Here is a 15,158-nt window from a genome sequence, read left to right on the forward strand (position 1 = left end):
TCGGCATAGTAGCGATTGCATTAGTCTTTAGCGTTTTTTATCTCTGACTCGAGAAAGGTACGCAATACACCTGTTATTCGTCCTTGATGACGTTTGTGAGGATACCATCCTGGACATTGAGTTAACCGATAAAAACTCAAGCAGTATTTAATGGGGCTTAAACGTTTTGCCAACGTAAATGCCTGTAACAATCGCTCCCGTGATTCAAAAGCTTGCCAATGCTCCAAGTAGCTGTCACGCAATTGATTATAGGTTTGATCCTTTATTTGATGAGCGCGCATCATGTTCAGCAAAAACGAAATCAGAGAAAAAAAAGGATGAGAAAGTACACTTTCTCCCCAATCAATAATTGTAAGATGTTGCGCTTGATACAGAATATTATTTTCGTGAAAATCACTATGTTCTATTGTTTCTGGAATAGAATATTGAGCCAGCTGATGACAAAGCGTTGCAACCTTGGTGTGCATCGAGAGGAGTTGTTGCAGCTCATTTGCAGTTAATCCATCGCGCATTAAAAACGCAGACTCATCCAGTAATTTTAAATATAAATGAGGGAGGTTCGCTAATCGCCAATCGGGTATTCCAAGTGTCAGGAGCAAATCAATTTGACTTATAAGACCTGTCTGGATCACCACATAGGATTTAAGTGCTTCTCTGGACAAATCAATCTGATAGTTGATGGTCAATTTTTCTTTAAGCGGTGTGCCTCGGTCATTCATTAGAAAACAGCGTAAATTTGAATTGTGAGCCAGTACCTCGGGTACCAAAGCGGGGAAAAAACTCCGTAGATATAATAATAAATTAGGCTCAATAGCAAATAACTCGGGGACTTGTTTTAAATACAAAAAGCCTTTAGTTGTAACTAATTGATGAACCCTGGCCCAGGATGTGTTCTGTATTAATCTAAACGGTCCTTGTATGGAATAACCCTGCTGATGCAAATAGTTTTGTGCCCAAAGAAGGGCTGGTTCATTTTCTGCATTCATAGATAATTGTTTCATCCTGTTTATCTGGCGATGCAGTTCTGTCAAATGCTTTAAGTAAGCGAATTTCTCTAAAACCTGTTTCATGAAGTAAGTCAATTAAAAATGCTGGATCATCATAAAGACGAATCTTATATTCTTCGATTTCTGTTTTAATAAGTTGATTTGCTTCGACGAGCTCATATTTACCAATTGAATAACAAAGGGATTTTTCAAGAAGGGCCAGCTGACTGAGCAAAATAGTTTGTCCATCGGCACGGCGCCAACGCGAGCCCCGCCAAATCCCCAATTCTTTAGGGACTGCCTTTGAGGTTTCTGTTTCAAATACAAAAATACCACCATCCTTTAAATGATGATGGATTACCTTGAGCGACTGTTTTATGGCCGCGATGTCAATGATTAGGCCAAATGAACCACTGGGAATGAAGATTAATTCATAGTGTTTTGCTTGGCCGAGTTCTTCAACATACCCATGCCATACCTTAGGCTCTAACTGCTGTGTTTTTGCTTTGGCATGGAGCGCATCCAACATCGATTGACTGGCATCAAATCCTTCGATTGCAAACCCCTCCCTCAACATCGGAAGCAGAAAACGGCCAGTGCCACACATGGGTTCTAAAATAGCCCCTTCTGTTTCTTTTGCATAACTCAAATAAAAATTCCATGCATCTTGTGGGGGATGAGGCTTACTCAGATCATAGACCTGAGTGCAGAGGCTTAAGTAAGTATCCAGAGATTTATTGAGCATACACACGACCTTCATTAGAGTGAAAAAGGATAATTTTATCCACTGTTTTTCTCTTTTTTTATTGATATTATCTGTAATGAATAATCAATGCCAATTTTGTGTTCCGATTTTGAGAATCAATAAATGAATTCAATACCCCCGCACATCCGCTTAATGAGCGAAGAGGACATCGACTTAGTTGTAAAGCAATTCGCAGCTCATAATTGGCCGAAACCTAAAAGTACGTTTACAAACTATTTACAAGAGCAGGAGCATCAAGAACGTCTGATTTGGGTCGCATTCTATGACACCCACTTTGCAGGGTATGTTACCTTAAAGTGGCACTCACTCTATCCATCCTTTAATCAACAAAAAATTCCTGAAATTATGGATTTAAATGTCTTGCCTCCTTATCGAAATAAAGGAATAGCTACTGCTCTTCTTGATTGTGCTGAGGTAGAAGGATTTAAAAAACATCCGGTGCTTGGAATTGGCGTAGGACTTTATGCAGATTATGGTCAAGGGCAAAGACTCTATGTGCAGCGAGGCTATATTCCCGACGGTTTGGGAATCACTTATGCTTATAAAACTGTTGCACCGGGCGCTATGGTTTGCCTAGATGATGATTTAGTTTTGTGGTTTACCAAACGTTTTGCTTAATGAAGGATGATTGTGTCAAAAAATACATTGGTTTTTTTACCTGGGGTTTTGTCGGATCACCGCGTATGGTCCTATCAAGCAACTCATTTGCAAGATCTCGTGCACTGTCAAATCATTCCTTTCACACACGGGAATATGACTGAAGATTTACTCCAAAGGGTGTTAAATCATGTTGAAGGGAAATTTTTCTTGGCAGGACATTCTATGGGTGGGTGGTTGGCGTTGGAACTGGCCAGAAGAGCGCCCGAGCGCATTTTAAAATTATGCTTATTGAATACTTCCGCGCAACCAGATTCTGAAGAAAAACATCAAAGAAGAATAGAAATGATACGAACGGTGGAACAGGGCGCTTTTCAGACGGTTGCTGCTGCACTTGCAGACAACTATGTATACGACGAGCGGGTTAAGGCGGAAGTGCTTTCCATGTTTCTAAGTGTGGGTCCGCAGACGTTTCTTGCCCAGCAAAAAATTCTCTTAGCTCGTGACGAGTGCAACTCGTTTCTTGCATCATTGACCATGCCTACCTTAGTCATGCATGCGCGGCAAGATAAAAATTTTTCTCTGGCAGTTCATGCAGAACTGGCAGACAAAATTCCCCATGCCAAATTAGCGATTATTGAGGACTCTGGCCATATGTCCCCTATGGAGTCGCCACAAGCGGTAACTGCATTATTACGTTTATGGTTGGATTATTTTTGATGCAGTTAGTCTTCATAATCATTCAAATCAAATGCTTCCTGCAGATTTTCTAGCTGCTCTTCAACGACCGTTAATTTTTCAAAGCTCGCAATATGGAACAGGGCCTGTCCTGAATGCACGAGCGGTAACATATTTTCACCAATGATAATGCCAGAAATTGGTGATTTTAATTTATATTCTTCCGTACTGGTTGGATTGGCGATAACTGCAATCACTTGTCCTTTAGCCACTCGATCTCCTGATTTTTTAATATGTCTTAAAATGCCACTTATAGGTGCTCTTATCCAATAACTGCACCTGGATACAGTAGAGGTACATTTTTTTACTTTATATCTACCGGGTTGAACCATTCCTAATGCACCCATAACACTCAAAATACCATTAATACCCGTTCTGATGGATAATTCATCAAAACGCAAAGACTCTCCTCCCTCATATACCAAAATAGGAATGCCTTGCGCATTCGCATATTCGCGCATGGAGCCATCTCTAAAGGTTGAATGCAGAATGACTGGAACATTAAAAGCACGAGCTAAATCTTCAATACCGGGCATATCAAGATTTGCTCTAATTTGAGGTAAATTAAAGCGATGATTGGAGCCCGTATGTAAATCAATGGCATGCGTTGATTGAGATAAAATTTGTTTACTGATAATTTCAGCAAGAATAGAGGCAAGAGAGCCATTCGAGCTGCCTGGAAACGATCGATTTAAATCTCTGCGATCCATTAAATATCGTTCCTGGTATAAAAAACCGTACACATTAACAATAGGAATCGCAATGACATTCCCGTTGATATTTTTTAACCCCTTCTTTTTCAAGAAGCGTCTGATGATCTCAACCCCATTAATTTCATCACCATGAATGGCGGCAGTAATGCATAACGAAGGTCCTTCTTCCACCCCGTTAATGATATGTATTGGCAAACTAATTGGAGTCCAATCATATAATTTGGGCATGGGTAATAAAACGGTTTTGCGTTCCCCGGGCTTAATTTTCATGTCCCCAATTACAATAGGTGCTTTACTCATTATCACTATCCTTAAACGGGTTATATAACAAGTGTAGCTGTAATTGGACAAATATGTTCCAAAAAATAACCTTAAATTTAAGCTTATGAGCGAATCTATTAGTGAATAAAAACAAAAACTTGTTGAATAATTTTTAAATAATTTGTTTACACTTGCATATGAATCAGTTAACTTAAATAAAGTACAAATTGTAATAAAAGGAGTTATTATGTTTGCAAAAGGAATATTATTTTCTTCGGAGTTTACTTGGGATAACGATTTATCAATCAAAAAGAATGTTTGTAATATAATGCGGGGTTATATTCCATATGGATTTAATATACTCACGCAAAAGACTCATGTAGCTGATGCAAAAGCGCTGGTCCTTTTCTTAGAAACGAATACGACGGTCACCGAGTTTGAAATTTATATGAACCTCCAAGCGATGAGACAAGTACTTAAGGATGAACAGGGTGAATATAAGGTAAGGTTGAATTTTTGTGTGCAAAAAATAGAAGAGCAGAATAGTCTACTCAAAACCTTAGGCGTGGCTGGACAAGCTTTTAACACTGTTTTTGGTGTGTCATAAAATTATTTAATCAAGGGTTAAATCGGAATCAACAGAAGGTGTTGTTCCAAGCTTTATACCCTTAAGTTGTTGATTAAATATGGCATAGTTATTATGTGAACCTGTGTTAATTATCGGGAACACAATATGGTCGAAGAAATGGGCTCGTTTTTCGATTTCTTCGCCATATACCTGAGCTACTATGTTAGGGTCATTTTTAAATTCCCCACAACCCCAGGCACCTAAAATTGCGTTGGGTTGTTTTGCCAGGATTAATGTATCAAGTTGGGCGCCGATGCGTCTTCTTAGATCCGCTATATATTGTTCCTTGGTTTCAAGATCCAATCTATGAGGTGTGATAGCAAGTTGTGGGGCTGCGGATCGTAATTCATAGAAGGGGAAAATATCTGATTCAGGAAGAAAGGCATAACTTAAGGCACTATCTGCAATATGTTGTGCTGAGGTAAAGTCTTCAGGAGCCGTAGGGAAAACTATCTCAGGTCCTCTGAAACATACCCTGGATTCTGGGCTAAAAAAAACTTTATATCCTTGAGTGTCCGTTTCGCCACTGTACTTTAATGTCTCACGTTCTTCCGCGGTCATTTTTATCTTGCCCTCTAAAAGCTTTTTTGCGGCGTCACTGTAGCAAAATGTCTTCGCTTCTTTATCTAGATAAATGATTTTGTCTAATAAAGATTGAGCGCAAGTACTTCGATGCCATATATTTTCCTCTTGGGCACTTCCTCCTTCTAAGGCCGCCCCACCTGGGAACAGCGGGTTTGCCATATTAAGTACAGAATAAGGTACGCCATATTTTTTGGTCGCTTCAAGCGCTGCAAGTCCCCAATCTTTATGAACTACTTCAACTAACTTTGGTGCGGATGATTTTTTTTTGGCCCATAGATTTAAATTCACTTGAGCTTGCCGGTGTAATTCATCTGATCTTTTTATATCAGTGATCCAATCCAAGGTTTGCTCCATACTTTTGTGTCGCCATCTCTGACCAGTATAAGAGCCTTTAAACAAACTTGGTTTATGCTCAGCATGCACTTCTTTAATCACAGAAGCGGAGCTTCTCTGAGGTGCGGGTTTAAATAGTCTAATTCTTGCCATCATTTTTTCTATCCTTAATTTCTGGTTCGCGTCTTCTACTTTCAGCGTATGGGTTTTTAATAATCTGTTGATTCGTTTTATTAAGATTCCGCATTTAAGAGAAGACGGTACTCGTCACATTTCCATAGGCACAACAGCTTGGAGTGAGATCTGATTGAATTTCCATGCACAGACAGCACTCGTGATTTTTATTTTTTTTGATAGGGCGAACATGCAACAAGATAGGGAGTAATCTCATCACATATTCTAAGCAATTGTATCCTTCCTTTTGTACATCCTTGACTCAACGATGAATGCGTTGAATCAAATTCAGTAGACCAAAATGATTAAAAAAAGTCAACTTTGTTTTTTGTTGTGAGATGAAGTTCATTTATTGCCATATTCAAAGAGAATGTAGTATCACATAAAAGATGGATTCAAATATTGCTTTTAGATACTAAAACAGGGAGGTGCTCAGAGGATTTTTTCAGCAAAACGTGATTAATATTTGGGCTATAATTATATTAATCTCACTTTTTGCTTGATAAATATGAAAGTTGATGAGAAATCTGTAAAAGCGCTATGTGGTGAGAGTTCCGAAGTTGTTGTATTTGGCTTTGGCAAATATGACTATAAAGAGCTCTGTAACGCCATCAATAAATATAGTGGAATGAATGCTTTAAATTCTGACAATTACGACAGCAAGCATACCGATTTAAGTAAAAACAACCCTTATTCTATGTATAATTATTTTAAGTTTATTCTCAATGACTTAATGGTTGAAAATTATAAGCGGCAAAAAGAAGGTAAACCAATCGTTCCTTTAATTTTTGTAGTGGGAAAAAGTGATGCAAAATATGACCCAAAACAAATTGCTCAAAGAGATGATGATCCTACTGAGAAATGGGTTACGCTCACAGAGCTACGAAGAGTCTATAAATTAGCAACAGAATTTGGCCCCGAATTTTCTCAAGTTGCTTTAGATACAATTAAGTTTGTAAATATTGAAACAAACTCCGATGTAACTACATTAAAGCTTGTTACTCCTTTTTGGGAAAGCCAAGATTGGCAGAAAGATTGGCAAACACGAAAGGAAGACACCCAGAAAAGACATGGTCAACTGATAAAAAACAGTATTTGGCGATCCAATTTACACGATAAAATTCAAGAAATCGACAGTCAATATTCTGATGGGGTAGGTAAAGATGAAAAAAAAACTTTTAATAGTTAACTAGAAATTGGCTAGCTTTAGCAAATTCAATTTTTTCTGCTCGAGATTTTAAATTGTTCATATTTGTAAAAAATTATAATTAAGGAGATTTAGAAACGTTTTTATGGAGACTATCTTAAACTAAGAGATTTCATAACGCAGCGCTATAAATCAATCATCAGTTGAATAAACACGCTTACTAAAATCGAACGCAAGAATCCACTTATATCTAAATTGGATGATTCGCGGATAATTCAACCGCTTCATCAACTTCTAATTCATCCAAATCCAGGCAATTTCGCACTTGCGCGTAAAGTTCTTTATCGATGTGCTGATATTTTTGTTCTTCTTGTATTCCGTCCTTGAGTAATTTTGCGGATAGAAATTTAAAACCAAGCTTCCACCAATATTCGTCCTTTACTTCACGTTCTAATAGTGTTTTACATTTTTTTAATGAGATATTCCCAATTAACATTTCAAGAACTATACTTCTTGCGTTTTGCCTAAAATTTGCAACAATTCCATCATGCATTTTAATTGCCAAGAGATCCTTGTATTCATAATGAACACTAATTGAATCGATTGTTTTTTTAGTGGAACTATCTAGGCTTATTCCTTCTATCTCTGTGCATTCATGTAGGTAATGAGTATTATCGAAACTTTGTCCTAAGTGTATATATCTTTGAAGTATAGGTGGGGTTGAAGCTTGCTGTATTGGGCAACAATAAAAGAAGGTTCCATTTGTTCGGCTCGCATAATTACACGTTTCGGGAGTTTCTCGTACTTTGTCGGCACAAATTTCTTTTAAAGATTTGGGCTTGCACATTACCTCAAAAATACAATCTTTTAGTTCTTCGGGTATAATAGTTTGTTCATATAGTTCTATAATTATCTTTTGTATAGAATCCTCTCCCTTTATTATTTCAGGGCAACCTGAATCAATATAAGTCTCTATTATTTTTTCTATCTCAGAAGGAATACACCGTCCTGAGCGTGTAAAATTTTTTATATCTAAACTGTAATTATTCAGATCAATAACTAACAAACCGATACGAGTTTCGGTTAATGGAGGAATGTATTCATATATAGGGTAAGGCTTATCGGTTAGAGACTTTTCACTGATTGTCCAACCACAAGTTAATATTAACATAATTTTACCTATCTAAATTGACTATGAGGCTTCTATTGAGCAATCGTAATGAAGGAATACAAGAACGCATAATGATCACAAAAAGATCTTAAAATGCTAAAAATGGGCATTTTATAATAAAAGAGCATAAAAGCATATTAATTTAACCCAAGTAATAGATAGGTTAGTATGGGTGATTTACTGCCCCGTGGCTCTTCCAAGAAACTACTCATGAATTTGAAGAATGTAAAAAATATAAAAGAATATTTATTATGTTTTAGAAGTGATTATTATCTTTAAATATCCAAAATGCGTTTACAATTCGCACAGCACTGATCTTCTTATTAAGGAAATTTAGTGATTATTGTCGAGTTGGGGCGGATATCATTCGCTCCTTAAAATCCTTCATGCCTTTGAAGATTGGTTGTGCAATTTTTTCTGGGAAGTGCCTCGGTAATTGTGCTGAGACCTCATCAATAGCAGAATCAATACGGTCAATCACTTCTTCAAAAATCTGAACTGCTTTAATTTTAGAATATTGTATGTATTTTGCTGTTTCAATAAAGTGTCTTTTTTGAATATTGTAAACCGTGTAATGACTGGTGTTGCCATATAAAGCCATGGCCATTTTCAATTTCTTAAACGCTAGCTGTTTTTGTTCCACGATAGGATAAGCTGAAATGACGTCGTATAATGGAGTGAGCTGGTAACCACCTTGTGGTTGTATACGTATACTGAAATTTTTGGCATGCGCATCAATTGCGCCAAGGCACCAGTAAGCAACCTGTGCTCTGAAAAATTCATCTCTATCTTTTTGAGGCCGCTGTGAACCATTAAGTAGCTGCATAATTTCTTTAATGCCGGGCCCACCATCTGACTGATATTTTAAATTTGGCGAATAACCCAATGATTGACATAGGTCTTCTTGTGGTAACCTAAGTATATAATGGTTATCTCGACTCCATTTTCTATCAAATCTTTCGACAACCAGCACCTTTTCATCTTCGAATTGTAAGATTTTTGATTTTGCAACATCCAAACCAAATTTGCTGGCCAGTAGTAAACAGAGATGTTCATTTTCACAACTCTCACTTAAATCAATTCCTTGATGTGGTAAATATCCAATAGGTAATTTGAATATGTGAGTTGTTGGTGTAGGTCCTAATGGTTTATGCCATCCATTTTGGTAATATAGAAAAGCTGTTTTTTCCTGAGCACCTGCTATTGATATTCTGAACTCATCATCCTCTTTATCCATTCCCAGTGGTGCGGTTTGGTAAGAACGTAAAGTACGAGCTATCTCGGCCTCACTGACAATGTGACTTTCAATGTTTAGACGCTGCGTCTGAGGAATATGTTCAACAATTTGTATTGCACCAACACAATCACTGCCAATTAAGGCCAATAAATCAAAGGGTCGTGATGATTTTGCCTGAAAACGAGCTTGAATTCTGGCTCTTATCTGCGGATTATCAGGAAGCAAGTTATCAAAAAAGTTATAAACAACTTCTCCTGAAAATTTTTGATTTACTAACGGTAACGATAAAGATACTGGTCGCGAATGTGGCTTGGAAATCCAGTCCGCAACATAGGAAAAACCTAAACCCCCTGCTTTATCCTGGGTAAGCTCCCCCACGAGCTCATTGTTCATCAATATGTATAATTTACGCATTACCATTCTATTTCTTCATGAGTTTCTTGGCCTTTTTCAACAAGACTAATATTTAAATTTAGTGCGGACAATATTCTAAATAAGGTATCAATTCGACTATTGTCGGGGCTATTTTCAAATTTTGATATGGTATCCTGTTTTAAACCCACTAAATCTGCAACTTCAGATTGACTCATTTTGAGTTGCTTGCGTTGATCATTTAAAAATAATGCCAAATCTTTTGCTGATCGAATGATCATAAATTTCCTCTTTTTACCCCCAATTGCCAATAATGTTAACTATACCCTCAAATGCGGGTAAAATCAATTATACCCGCATTTGAGGGTAAAAATTATTGGCTGCCCTGTACTTTGTCTATGTCTGATAAATTACTATTTTGTTTAGGAATGAAAGTTCTTACTCGTTTGCAAGGGGCTACCTTGCTGAAGTTTGGGTTGGGGCGCAGATTAGGAGCAAAAAATATTCTCATTCATACTGCTTATCATCGAATGATAGTTACTTCCTAAAATATTAAAAATTTAAAGTTATTATCTGTATTGCACTTCAACTTAGAAACGGAAATTAATATTTTGATGAGAGAACTTAAAAGTCTTATGGGATTGGCTCCCCGGACAAGACTCGAACTTGTGACCTAATGATTAACAGTCATCCGCTCTACCGACTGAGCTACCGGGGAATAGGGTCGGAATCTTAAAACGATTCTGATTGGTGGTCAAGTAGATTTACTAATAATTTTTTAAAATTTGCTTTTGTAGAGGAGGTTTTTGTTTTGTTCTCGTATTTTCATTCATTTTGGGGGCGTTATTACAAACGCCCTCATCCGCCCTTGCGGGCACCTTCTCCCCATTGGGGAGAAGGATTATTGGTTTTAACTGCAAAAGCGTTGTAGGCGATTTAAAGCATCTTCTAATATTTCCATGCTGGTCGCAAAGGATAAGCGAATACAGCCCTCATTGCCAAATGCAGAACCGGGAACTAAGGCAACGCCTACTTCAGTTAACAGTTTTTCAGAAAACTCAAGGTCATTGGCATATCCACGCTTTTCAATGATTGCTTGTACACTTGGGAAAATATAAAAAGTACCATCCGCTGGAATGACTTCTACTCCAGGTATTTCTTGTAATCGAGATGCTACAAAGTCGTGTCGTTGGCGAAAGGCTTTTACCATTTCCAATACACTTTCATTGCCACCGGTTAGTGCAGCTACCGCTGCTCTTTGAGCAATGGAACAAGGATTTGAGGTTGATTGGGATTGGATGGTTTTCATCGCATTCATTAATGGAAGAGGACCTGCTGCGTAACCGATGCGCCAACCGGTCATCGCATAAGCTTTAGAGACGCCATTTAACACAATGGTCCGCTCATAGAGCTCGGGACATGCGTTAAGAATATTGGCAAAAGGTTGGCTCCAAAGAATATGCTCATACATGTCATCCGTAGCAATAATAATTTGCGGATGCTTTTTCAGGACCTCAGCTAAAGTCTTTAATTCATCCAGTGTGTAGGCGATCCCCGATGGATTGGAAGGACTATTTAAAAAGATCATTCTTGTTTTGGGGGTGATGGCTGCTTCAAGTTGCTGGGCATTAATTTTATAACGTTGTGCTGGAGTTGTAGAAATAATAACCGGGATTGCTTCAGCTAATAACACCATATCAGGGTAAGAAACCCAGTATGGAGCAGGAATAATGACCTCATCGCCAGGATTAAGCAGGGCTTGGCATAAGTTGTAACAGCTTTGTTTGCCACCTACTGACACGAGAATTTGATTGACCTGGTAATCAAGATTATTATCTTTTTTGAATTTATTTTTAACAGCTTCTTTAAGTTCGGGAATGCCATCAACGGCGGTATACTTGGTGTACCCTTGATTAATGGCAGTGATAGCCGCTTCTTTTATGTAATTGGGTGTGTCAAAATCGGGTTCGCCTGTACCCAGATTAATGACATCATGCCCTTGAGCACGCATTTGGGTAGCCTTTGCTGCTACGGCCAAAGTAGGTGAAGGCTTAACTTTTTGCACGCGTTTTGCTAATGCGATATCCATTTGTTGCTCCTGTGAGATATACTATAAAGATATGAAAGATTTATTTAAACTATATGCCGATTATAAGCCTGCTGGCGACCAGCCGACTGCCATAGCCTCATTAATTGACGGCTTGAAATCAGGGTTATCCAAACAAACCCTTTTAGGGGTTACTGGCTCAGGCAAGACTTTTACTATAGCACATGTTATACAAGCCATGCGCCGGCCTGCCTTAATTATGGCTCCTAACAAAACGCTTGCTGCTCAGCTTTATGGCGAGTTTAAAGCCTATTTCCCCGATAATGCGGTGGAATATTTTGTTTCCTACTATGATTATTATCAGCCGGAAGCTTATGTGCCTGCTTCGGATACCTTTATCGAAAAAGATTCATCCATCAATGAGCACATAGAACAGATGCGTTTGTCTGCAACCAAAGCCTTAATTGAACGTAAAGATGCGATTATTGTCGCAACCGTTTCTGCAATTTATGGTTTGGGTGATCCTGATTCCTATTTGCGTATGGTATTACATCTTTCCCGCGGAGAACAATCCGATCAGCGTAAAATTTTAAGACGACTTGCTGAAATGCAATACACACGTAGCAACTTGTCTCTAGAACGTGGCCAATTTCGGGTCCATGGTGACATTATTGATATTTTCCCTGCTGATTCAGAGCGTGAAGCCATACGCATCGAACTATTTGATGACGAGGTGGAAAATATTGCTCAGTTTGATCCCCTTACCGGCGAAATTCTGCGGCGGGTGCCTCGGATTACCATTTTTCCTAAAACTCATTACGTAACTCCTCGCGAGCGTATTTTACAAACAGTAGATTGGGTCAAGGAAGAGTTACAAGAACGTCTGGCTGAATTTAAAGAGCAAAACAAATTGGTTGAGGCTCAGCGTTTGGAGCAACGTACTTTTTTCGATGTAGAAATGATGCTGGAATTGGGGTATTGCTCTGGTATTGAAAACTATTCTCGTTATTTATCTGCACGAGAAGCAGGGGAACCCCCTCCAACCTTATTTGACTATTTGCCACAAGAAGCGCTGCTGATTATCGATGAATCACATGTAACCGTACCGCAAATTGGGGGTATGTATCGAGGGGATCGATCCCGTAAGGAAACATTAGTGCAGTATGGTTTTAGACTGCCTTCGGCGCTAGATAACCGACCGTTACGATTTGAAGAGTTTGAGGGGCGCTCACCACAAACTATCTATATTTCTGCAACTCCTGGCCCGTATGAACAAGAGCATTCTGATAATGTGGCTGAACAGGTAGTCCGTCCTACAGGGCTTATCGATCCCGAAGTGGAAATTCGCCCGGTGCGTACCCAGGTGGATGATTTAATGTCAGAAATTCGTTTAGTGGTCCAACAAAATGCCCGCGTTTTAGTGACGACTTTAACGAAACGAATGGCCGAAGATTTAACCGACTATCTGAATGAACATGGCGTTAAAGTGCGTTATTTGCATTCGGATATCGACACGGTTGAACGCGTTGAAATTATTCGAGATTTGCGTCTAGGTGTTTTTGATGTTTTGGTTGGAATCAATTTATTGCGCGAAGGTTTGGATATGCCTGAAGTTGCTTTAGTTGCGATTCTTGATGCAGATAAAGAGGGTTTTTTACGCTCCGATCGTTCTTTGATCCAGACTATAGGGCGTGCAGCACGTAACATGAAAGGGCGTGCTATTCTTTATGCGGATAAAATTACCGGCTCCATGCAAAGAGCTTTGGATGAAACCAGCAGAAGGCGCGAAAAGCAACAGGCATATAATGAAGAACATGGAATCATCCCCAAAGGGATTAATAAGTCCATAACCGATATCATGGAAGGCGCATATCAAGGAAAACGCAATGTTGCCGTTGCAGAGCCAAGCCCAGAATATTTACAGTGGTCAACTCAGGAGTTAGTGAAACATATCAATACATTAGAAAAGCAAATGTATGTACATGCAAAGAATATGGAATTTGAAGCGGCAGCTAAAGTGCGCGATGAGTATCTTTTATTAAAAGAGCAATTAATGAAAGGATAGCCCGACAGACATGGATTATGAACCCTGAGGTTCAAGTGGGTAGCGGATGAGTCGGTTCAGGCTTCCCACTACAGGGTGGGCTTGCACAACGCCGACTTCAGGATGCTTCCCATGCTGTTAGCATTGGTTCTAAAATCACTCGCTATCGGGTTAAGTTGATTATACCATGGTCAACTCGCCTAAAGTCAAGAATGAAGCTGTTTCGGACGGAACCACGATTCGTCATCTTGTTCTTAGGGCATCTCAAACTACCACGCTGTCTTTTCGGGCTGCCAAATGACTGCTGCTTACTTTTTTATTATTCTCGACCCTCGATTAAATAAATCGCAAATGCTTAGGAAGATTCAGGATTAACCCATTTGATTACCCATAATTTTTCATTTAACATGTCCGCAAAAGAGGTTATCCCATTCTTTTTGAATTTTTATTCAAACTTAGCGCAACTGACCCATTCAATGAACTTACACCCAGTTATTCTCTAGATATTATGCTGCAGTGATTGAATAAAAGTGCATAGGATGATGATGTGGCATATATGATTAATGAGAGGTAATTATGGCAGCAACTGCATCAAATATGCTTCCACTAGGAAGTAAGGCATCTGATTTTACTTTAATTGATACGCGTAACGATCAGTGGATTTCTCTTGCTCAGATCAAATCACCCATTGCAACCGTGATTATGTTTTTGTGTAATCATTGTCCCTATGTCAAACATATTCAGACCAAAATAGTGGAGTTGGCGGAACACTATCAAAAAGATGGGATTCAATTTGTCGCGATCAGTTCCAATGATGCAGAAGCCTACCCCGCTGATGGTCCTGAAAAAATGCGGATTGAGGCGGATAATTTTCATTATCCATTTCCTTATTTATATGATGAATCACAAGAAGTTGCAAAAGCCTACAAAGCTGCCTGTACTCCTGATTTTTATATTTTTGATAAAGACCTGCTTTGTGTCTATCGTGGTTGTTTGGATGAATCAACACCTGGTAATAATAAACCTGTGACCGGCTCTCACTTGCAAAATGCGCTGGACAATATCCTTGCTGGTAATCCAGTAAGTCCAGAACAAAAGCCTAGCCTGGGTTGTAATATTAAGTGGAAATAATAGGTAGCCTGGGTGAAGGTCTGAAGGACCGTAACCGGGCTCCCCTGCGCTTCGTCCAGGACTACAATAGTGGAGAATACGTCAATCTCGAATGAAGGGCTCCCAATACACCTTAAGTTTACTGACTTATAACAATACCCCGTCCCGCGGCTTGTCCGCGGGATCCAGTGATTGAAGCACTAAACTCGCTTTTTGCTGGATGCTGCGAATAAGTCCAGCACGTAGGGC

14 protein-coding genes, 1 tRNA gene and 1 other RNA gene are annotated in these 15,158 nt (G+C 38.9%); 6 read left to right on the plus strand and 10 right to left on the minus strand.

Features of this window, described 5'->3' with window-relative positions:
• Positions 1-20 precede the first annotated feature (20 nt).
• Together ACWTEW_RS10250 and ACWTEW_RS10255 are read right to left on the minus strand one after the other, a co-directional pair.
• Positions 21-1,001, minus strand: coding sequence for a phosphotransferase (locus ACWTEW_RS10250; RefSeq protein WP_454781577.1), 981 nt, complete (start codon positions 999-1,001; stop codon positions 21-23).
• Positions 970-1,731, minus strand: coding sequence for a class I SAM-dependent methyltransferase (locus tag ACWTEW_RS10255; protein ID WP_454781578.1), 762 nt, complete (start codon positions 1,729-1,731; stop codon positions 970-972). Before ACWTEW_RS10255 ends, ACWTEW_RS10250 begins: the two co-directional genes overlap by 32 nt.
• A 123-nt stretch (positions 1,732-1,854) precedes the next feature.
• Here ACWTEW_RS10255 and ACWTEW_RS10260 point away from each other — a divergent pair, with 123 nt between their 5' ends.
• Both ACWTEW_RS10260 and ACWTEW_RS10265 read left to right on the plus strand, forming a co-directional pair.
• The gene (locus ACWTEW_RS10260) at positions 1,855-2,370 is read left to right on the plus strand and encodes a GNAT family N-acetyltransferase (RefSeq protein ID WP_454781579.1); all 516 of its coding nucleotides are present in this window, start codon (positions 1,855-1,857) and stop codon (positions 2,368-2,370) included.
• Positions 2,371-2,376: 6 nt separating this feature from the next.
• Entirely contained in the window at positions 2,377-3,069 is a 693-nt protein-coding gene (locus ACWTEW_RS10265) for an alpha/beta fold hydrolase (protein ID WP_454781580.1), read from the plus strand.
• 5 nt (positions 3,070-3,074) lie between these two features.
• On the opposite strand, the gene ACWTEW_RS10270 is transcribed toward ACWTEW_RS10265, so the two are convergent.
• Positions 3,075-4,100, minus strand: a complete 1,026-nt coding sequence (locus tag ACWTEW_RS10270; RefSeq protein ID WP_454781581.1) for a succinylglutamate desuccinylase/aspartoacylase family protein — start codon at positions 4,098-4,100, stop codon at positions 3,075-3,077.
• Positions 4,101-4,308: 208 nt separating this feature from the next.
• On the opposite strand from ACWTEW_RS10270, the gene ACWTEW_RS10275 reads away from it, so the two are divergent.
• Positions 4,309-4,668: a hypothetical protein gene (locus ACWTEW_RS10275; protein WP_454781582.1), complete on the plus strand. Its 360-nt coding sequence runs from the start codon at positions 4,309-4,311 to the stop codon at positions 4,666-4,668.
• A gap of 6 nt (positions 4,669-4,674) precedes the next feature.
• Here the strand turns inward: ACWTEW_RS10275 and ACWTEW_RS10280 are convergent, their stop codons facing one another.
• The gene (locus ACWTEW_RS10280) at positions 4,675-5,763 is read right to left on the minus strand and encodes a poly(ADP-ribose) glycohydrolase domain-containing protein (protein WP_454781583.1); all 1,089 of its coding nucleotides are present in this window, start codon (positions 5,761-5,763) and stop codon (positions 4,675-4,677) included.
• 526 nt (positions 5,764-6,289) lie between these two features.
• Here ACWTEW_RS10280 and ACWTEW_RS10285 point away from each other — a divergent pair.
• A complete protein-coding gene (locus tag ACWTEW_RS10285) occupies positions 6,290-6,970 on the plus strand; it encodes a hypothetical protein (RefSeq protein WP_454781584.1) in 681 nt (226 codons plus the stop codon).
• 208 nt (positions 6,971-7,178) lie between these two features.
• Here the strand turns inward: ACWTEW_RS10285 and ACWTEW_RS10290 are convergent, their stop codons facing one another.
• The 5 genes from ACWTEW_RS10290 to ACWTEW_RS10310 all read right to left on the minus strand — a co-directional run bounded on the left by ACWTEW_RS10290 (position 7,179) and on the right by ACWTEW_RS10310 (position 11,797).
• Positions 7,179-8,099: a hypothetical protein gene (locus ACWTEW_RS10290; RefSeq protein WP_454781585.1), complete on the minus strand. Its 921-nt coding sequence runs from the start codon at positions 8,097-8,099 to the stop codon at positions 7,179-7,181.
• Between the two features lie 340 nt (positions 8,100-8,439).
• Positions 8,440-9,750 carry a type II toxin-antitoxin system HipA family toxin gene (locus tag ACWTEW_RS10295; RefSeq protein WP_454781586.1) on the minus strand — a complete coding sequence of 437 codons (1,311 nt, stop codon included), beginning with the start codon at positions 9,748-9,750 and terminating at the stop codon, positions 8,440-8,442.
• Complete coding sequence (locus ACWTEW_RS10300; protein ID WP_454781587.1) at positions 9,750-9,989, minus strand: helix-turn-helix domain-containing protein; 240 nt, start codon at positions 9,987-9,989, stop codon at positions 9,750-9,752. The genes ACWTEW_RS10295 and ACWTEW_RS10300 overlap by 1 nt, the downstream gene beginning before the upstream one ends.
• A gap of 361 nt (positions 9,990-10,350) precedes the next feature.
• Positions 10,351-10,426 (minus strand) — tRNA-Asn (locus tag ACWTEW_RS10305).
• A gap of 192 nt (positions 10,427-10,618) precedes the next feature.
• Positions 10,619-11,797, minus strand: coding sequence for a pyridoxal phosphate-dependent aminotransferase (locus ACWTEW_RS10310; protein ID WP_454781588.1), 1,179 nt, complete (start codon positions 11,795-11,797; stop codon positions 10,619-10,621).
• A 31-nt stretch (positions 11,798-11,828) separates the two neighbouring features.
• On the opposite strand from ACWTEW_RS10310, the gene uvrB reads away from it, so the two are divergent.
• The gene (uvrB, locus tag ACWTEW_RS10315) at positions 11,829-13,820 is read left to right on the plus strand and encodes an excinuclease ABC subunit UvrB (RefSeq protein ID WP_454781589.1); all 1,992 of its coding nucleotides are present in this window, start codon (positions 11,829-11,831) and stop codon (positions 13,818-13,820) included.
• On the opposite strand, the gene ssrS is transcribed toward uvrB, so the two are convergent.
• A non-coding RNA gene (gene ssrS, locus ACWTEW_RS10320) (6S RNA) lies at positions 13,815-13,975 on the minus strand. The genes uvrB and ssrS overlap by 6 nt on opposite strands.
• A 400-nt stretch (positions 13,976-14,375) precedes the next feature.
• On the opposite strand from ssrS, the gene ACWTEW_RS10325 reads away from it, so the two are divergent.
• Positions 14,376-14,930, plus strand: coding sequence for a thioredoxin family protein (locus tag ACWTEW_RS10325; protein ID WP_454781590.1), 555 nt, complete (start codon positions 14,376-14,378; stop codon positions 14,928-14,930).
• Positions 14,931-15,158: the final 228 nt, after the last annotated feature.

This window comes from Legionella stuttgartensis, from assembly GCF_977063405.2.

What these genes read in the sequence shown, in the direction of transcription:
- ACWTEW_RS10290 (WP_454781585.1), bottom strand. Translation starts at nt 8,099, where the DNA reads ATGTTAATATTAACTTGTGGTTGGACAATCAGTGAAAAGTCTCTAACC.
- ACWTEW_RS10265 (WP_454781580.1), top strand. Translation starts at nt 2,377, where the DNA reads ATGATTGTGTCAAAAAATACATTGGTTTTTTTACCTGGGGTTTTGTCG.
- ACWTEW_RS10280 (WP_454781583.1), bottom strand. Translation starts at nt 5,763, where the DNA reads ATGATGGCAAGAATTAGACTATTTAAACCCGCACCTCAGAGAAGCTCC.
- ACWTEW_RS10295 (WP_454781586.1), bottom strand. Translation starts at nt 9,750, where the DNA reads ATGCGTAAATTATACATATTGATGAACAATGAGCTCGTGGGGGAGCTT.
- ACWTEW_RS10285 (WP_454781584.1), top strand. Translation starts at nt 6,290, where the DNA reads ATGAAAGTTGATGAGAAATCTGTAAAAGCGCTATGTGGTGAGAGTTCC.
- ACWTEW_RS10270 (WP_454781581.1), bottom strand. Translation starts at nt 4,100, where the DNA reads ATGAGTAAAGCACCTATTGTAATTGGGGACATGAAAATTAAGCCCGGG.
- ACWTEW_RS10260 (WP_454781579.1), top strand. Translation starts at nt 1,855, where the DNA reads ATGAATTCAATACCCCCGCACATCCGCTTAATGAGCGAAGAGGACATC.
- ACWTEW_RS10310 (WP_454781588.1), bottom strand. Translation starts at nt 11,797, where the DNA reads ATGGATATCGCATTAGCAAAACGCGTGCAAAAAGTTAAGCCTTCACCT.
- ACWTEW_RS10275 (WP_454781582.1), top strand. Translation starts at nt 4,309, where the DNA reads ATGTTTGCAAAAGGAATATTATTTTCTTCGGAGTTTACTTGGGATAAC.
- ACWTEW_RS10255 (WP_454781578.1), bottom strand. Translation starts at nt 1,731, where the DNA reads ATGCTCAATAAATCTCTGGATACTTACTTAAGCCTCTGCACTCAGGTC.
- ACWTEW_RS10250 (WP_454781577.1), bottom strand. Translation starts at nt 1,001, where the DNA reads ATGAAACAATTATCTATGAATGCAGAAAATGAACCAGCCCTTCTTTGG.
- ACWTEW_RS10300 (WP_454781587.1), bottom strand. Translation starts at nt 9,989, where the DNA reads ATGATCATTCGATCAGCAAAAGATTTGGCATTATTTTTAAATGATCAA.
- ACWTEW_RS10325 (WP_454781590.1), top strand. Translation starts at nt 14,376, where the DNA reads ATGGCAGCAACTGCATCAAATATGCTTCCACTAGGAAGTAAGGCATCT.
- uvrB (WP_454781589.1), top strand. Translation starts at nt 11,829, where the DNA reads ATGAAAGATTTATTTAAACTATATGCCGATTATAAGCCTGCTGGCGAC.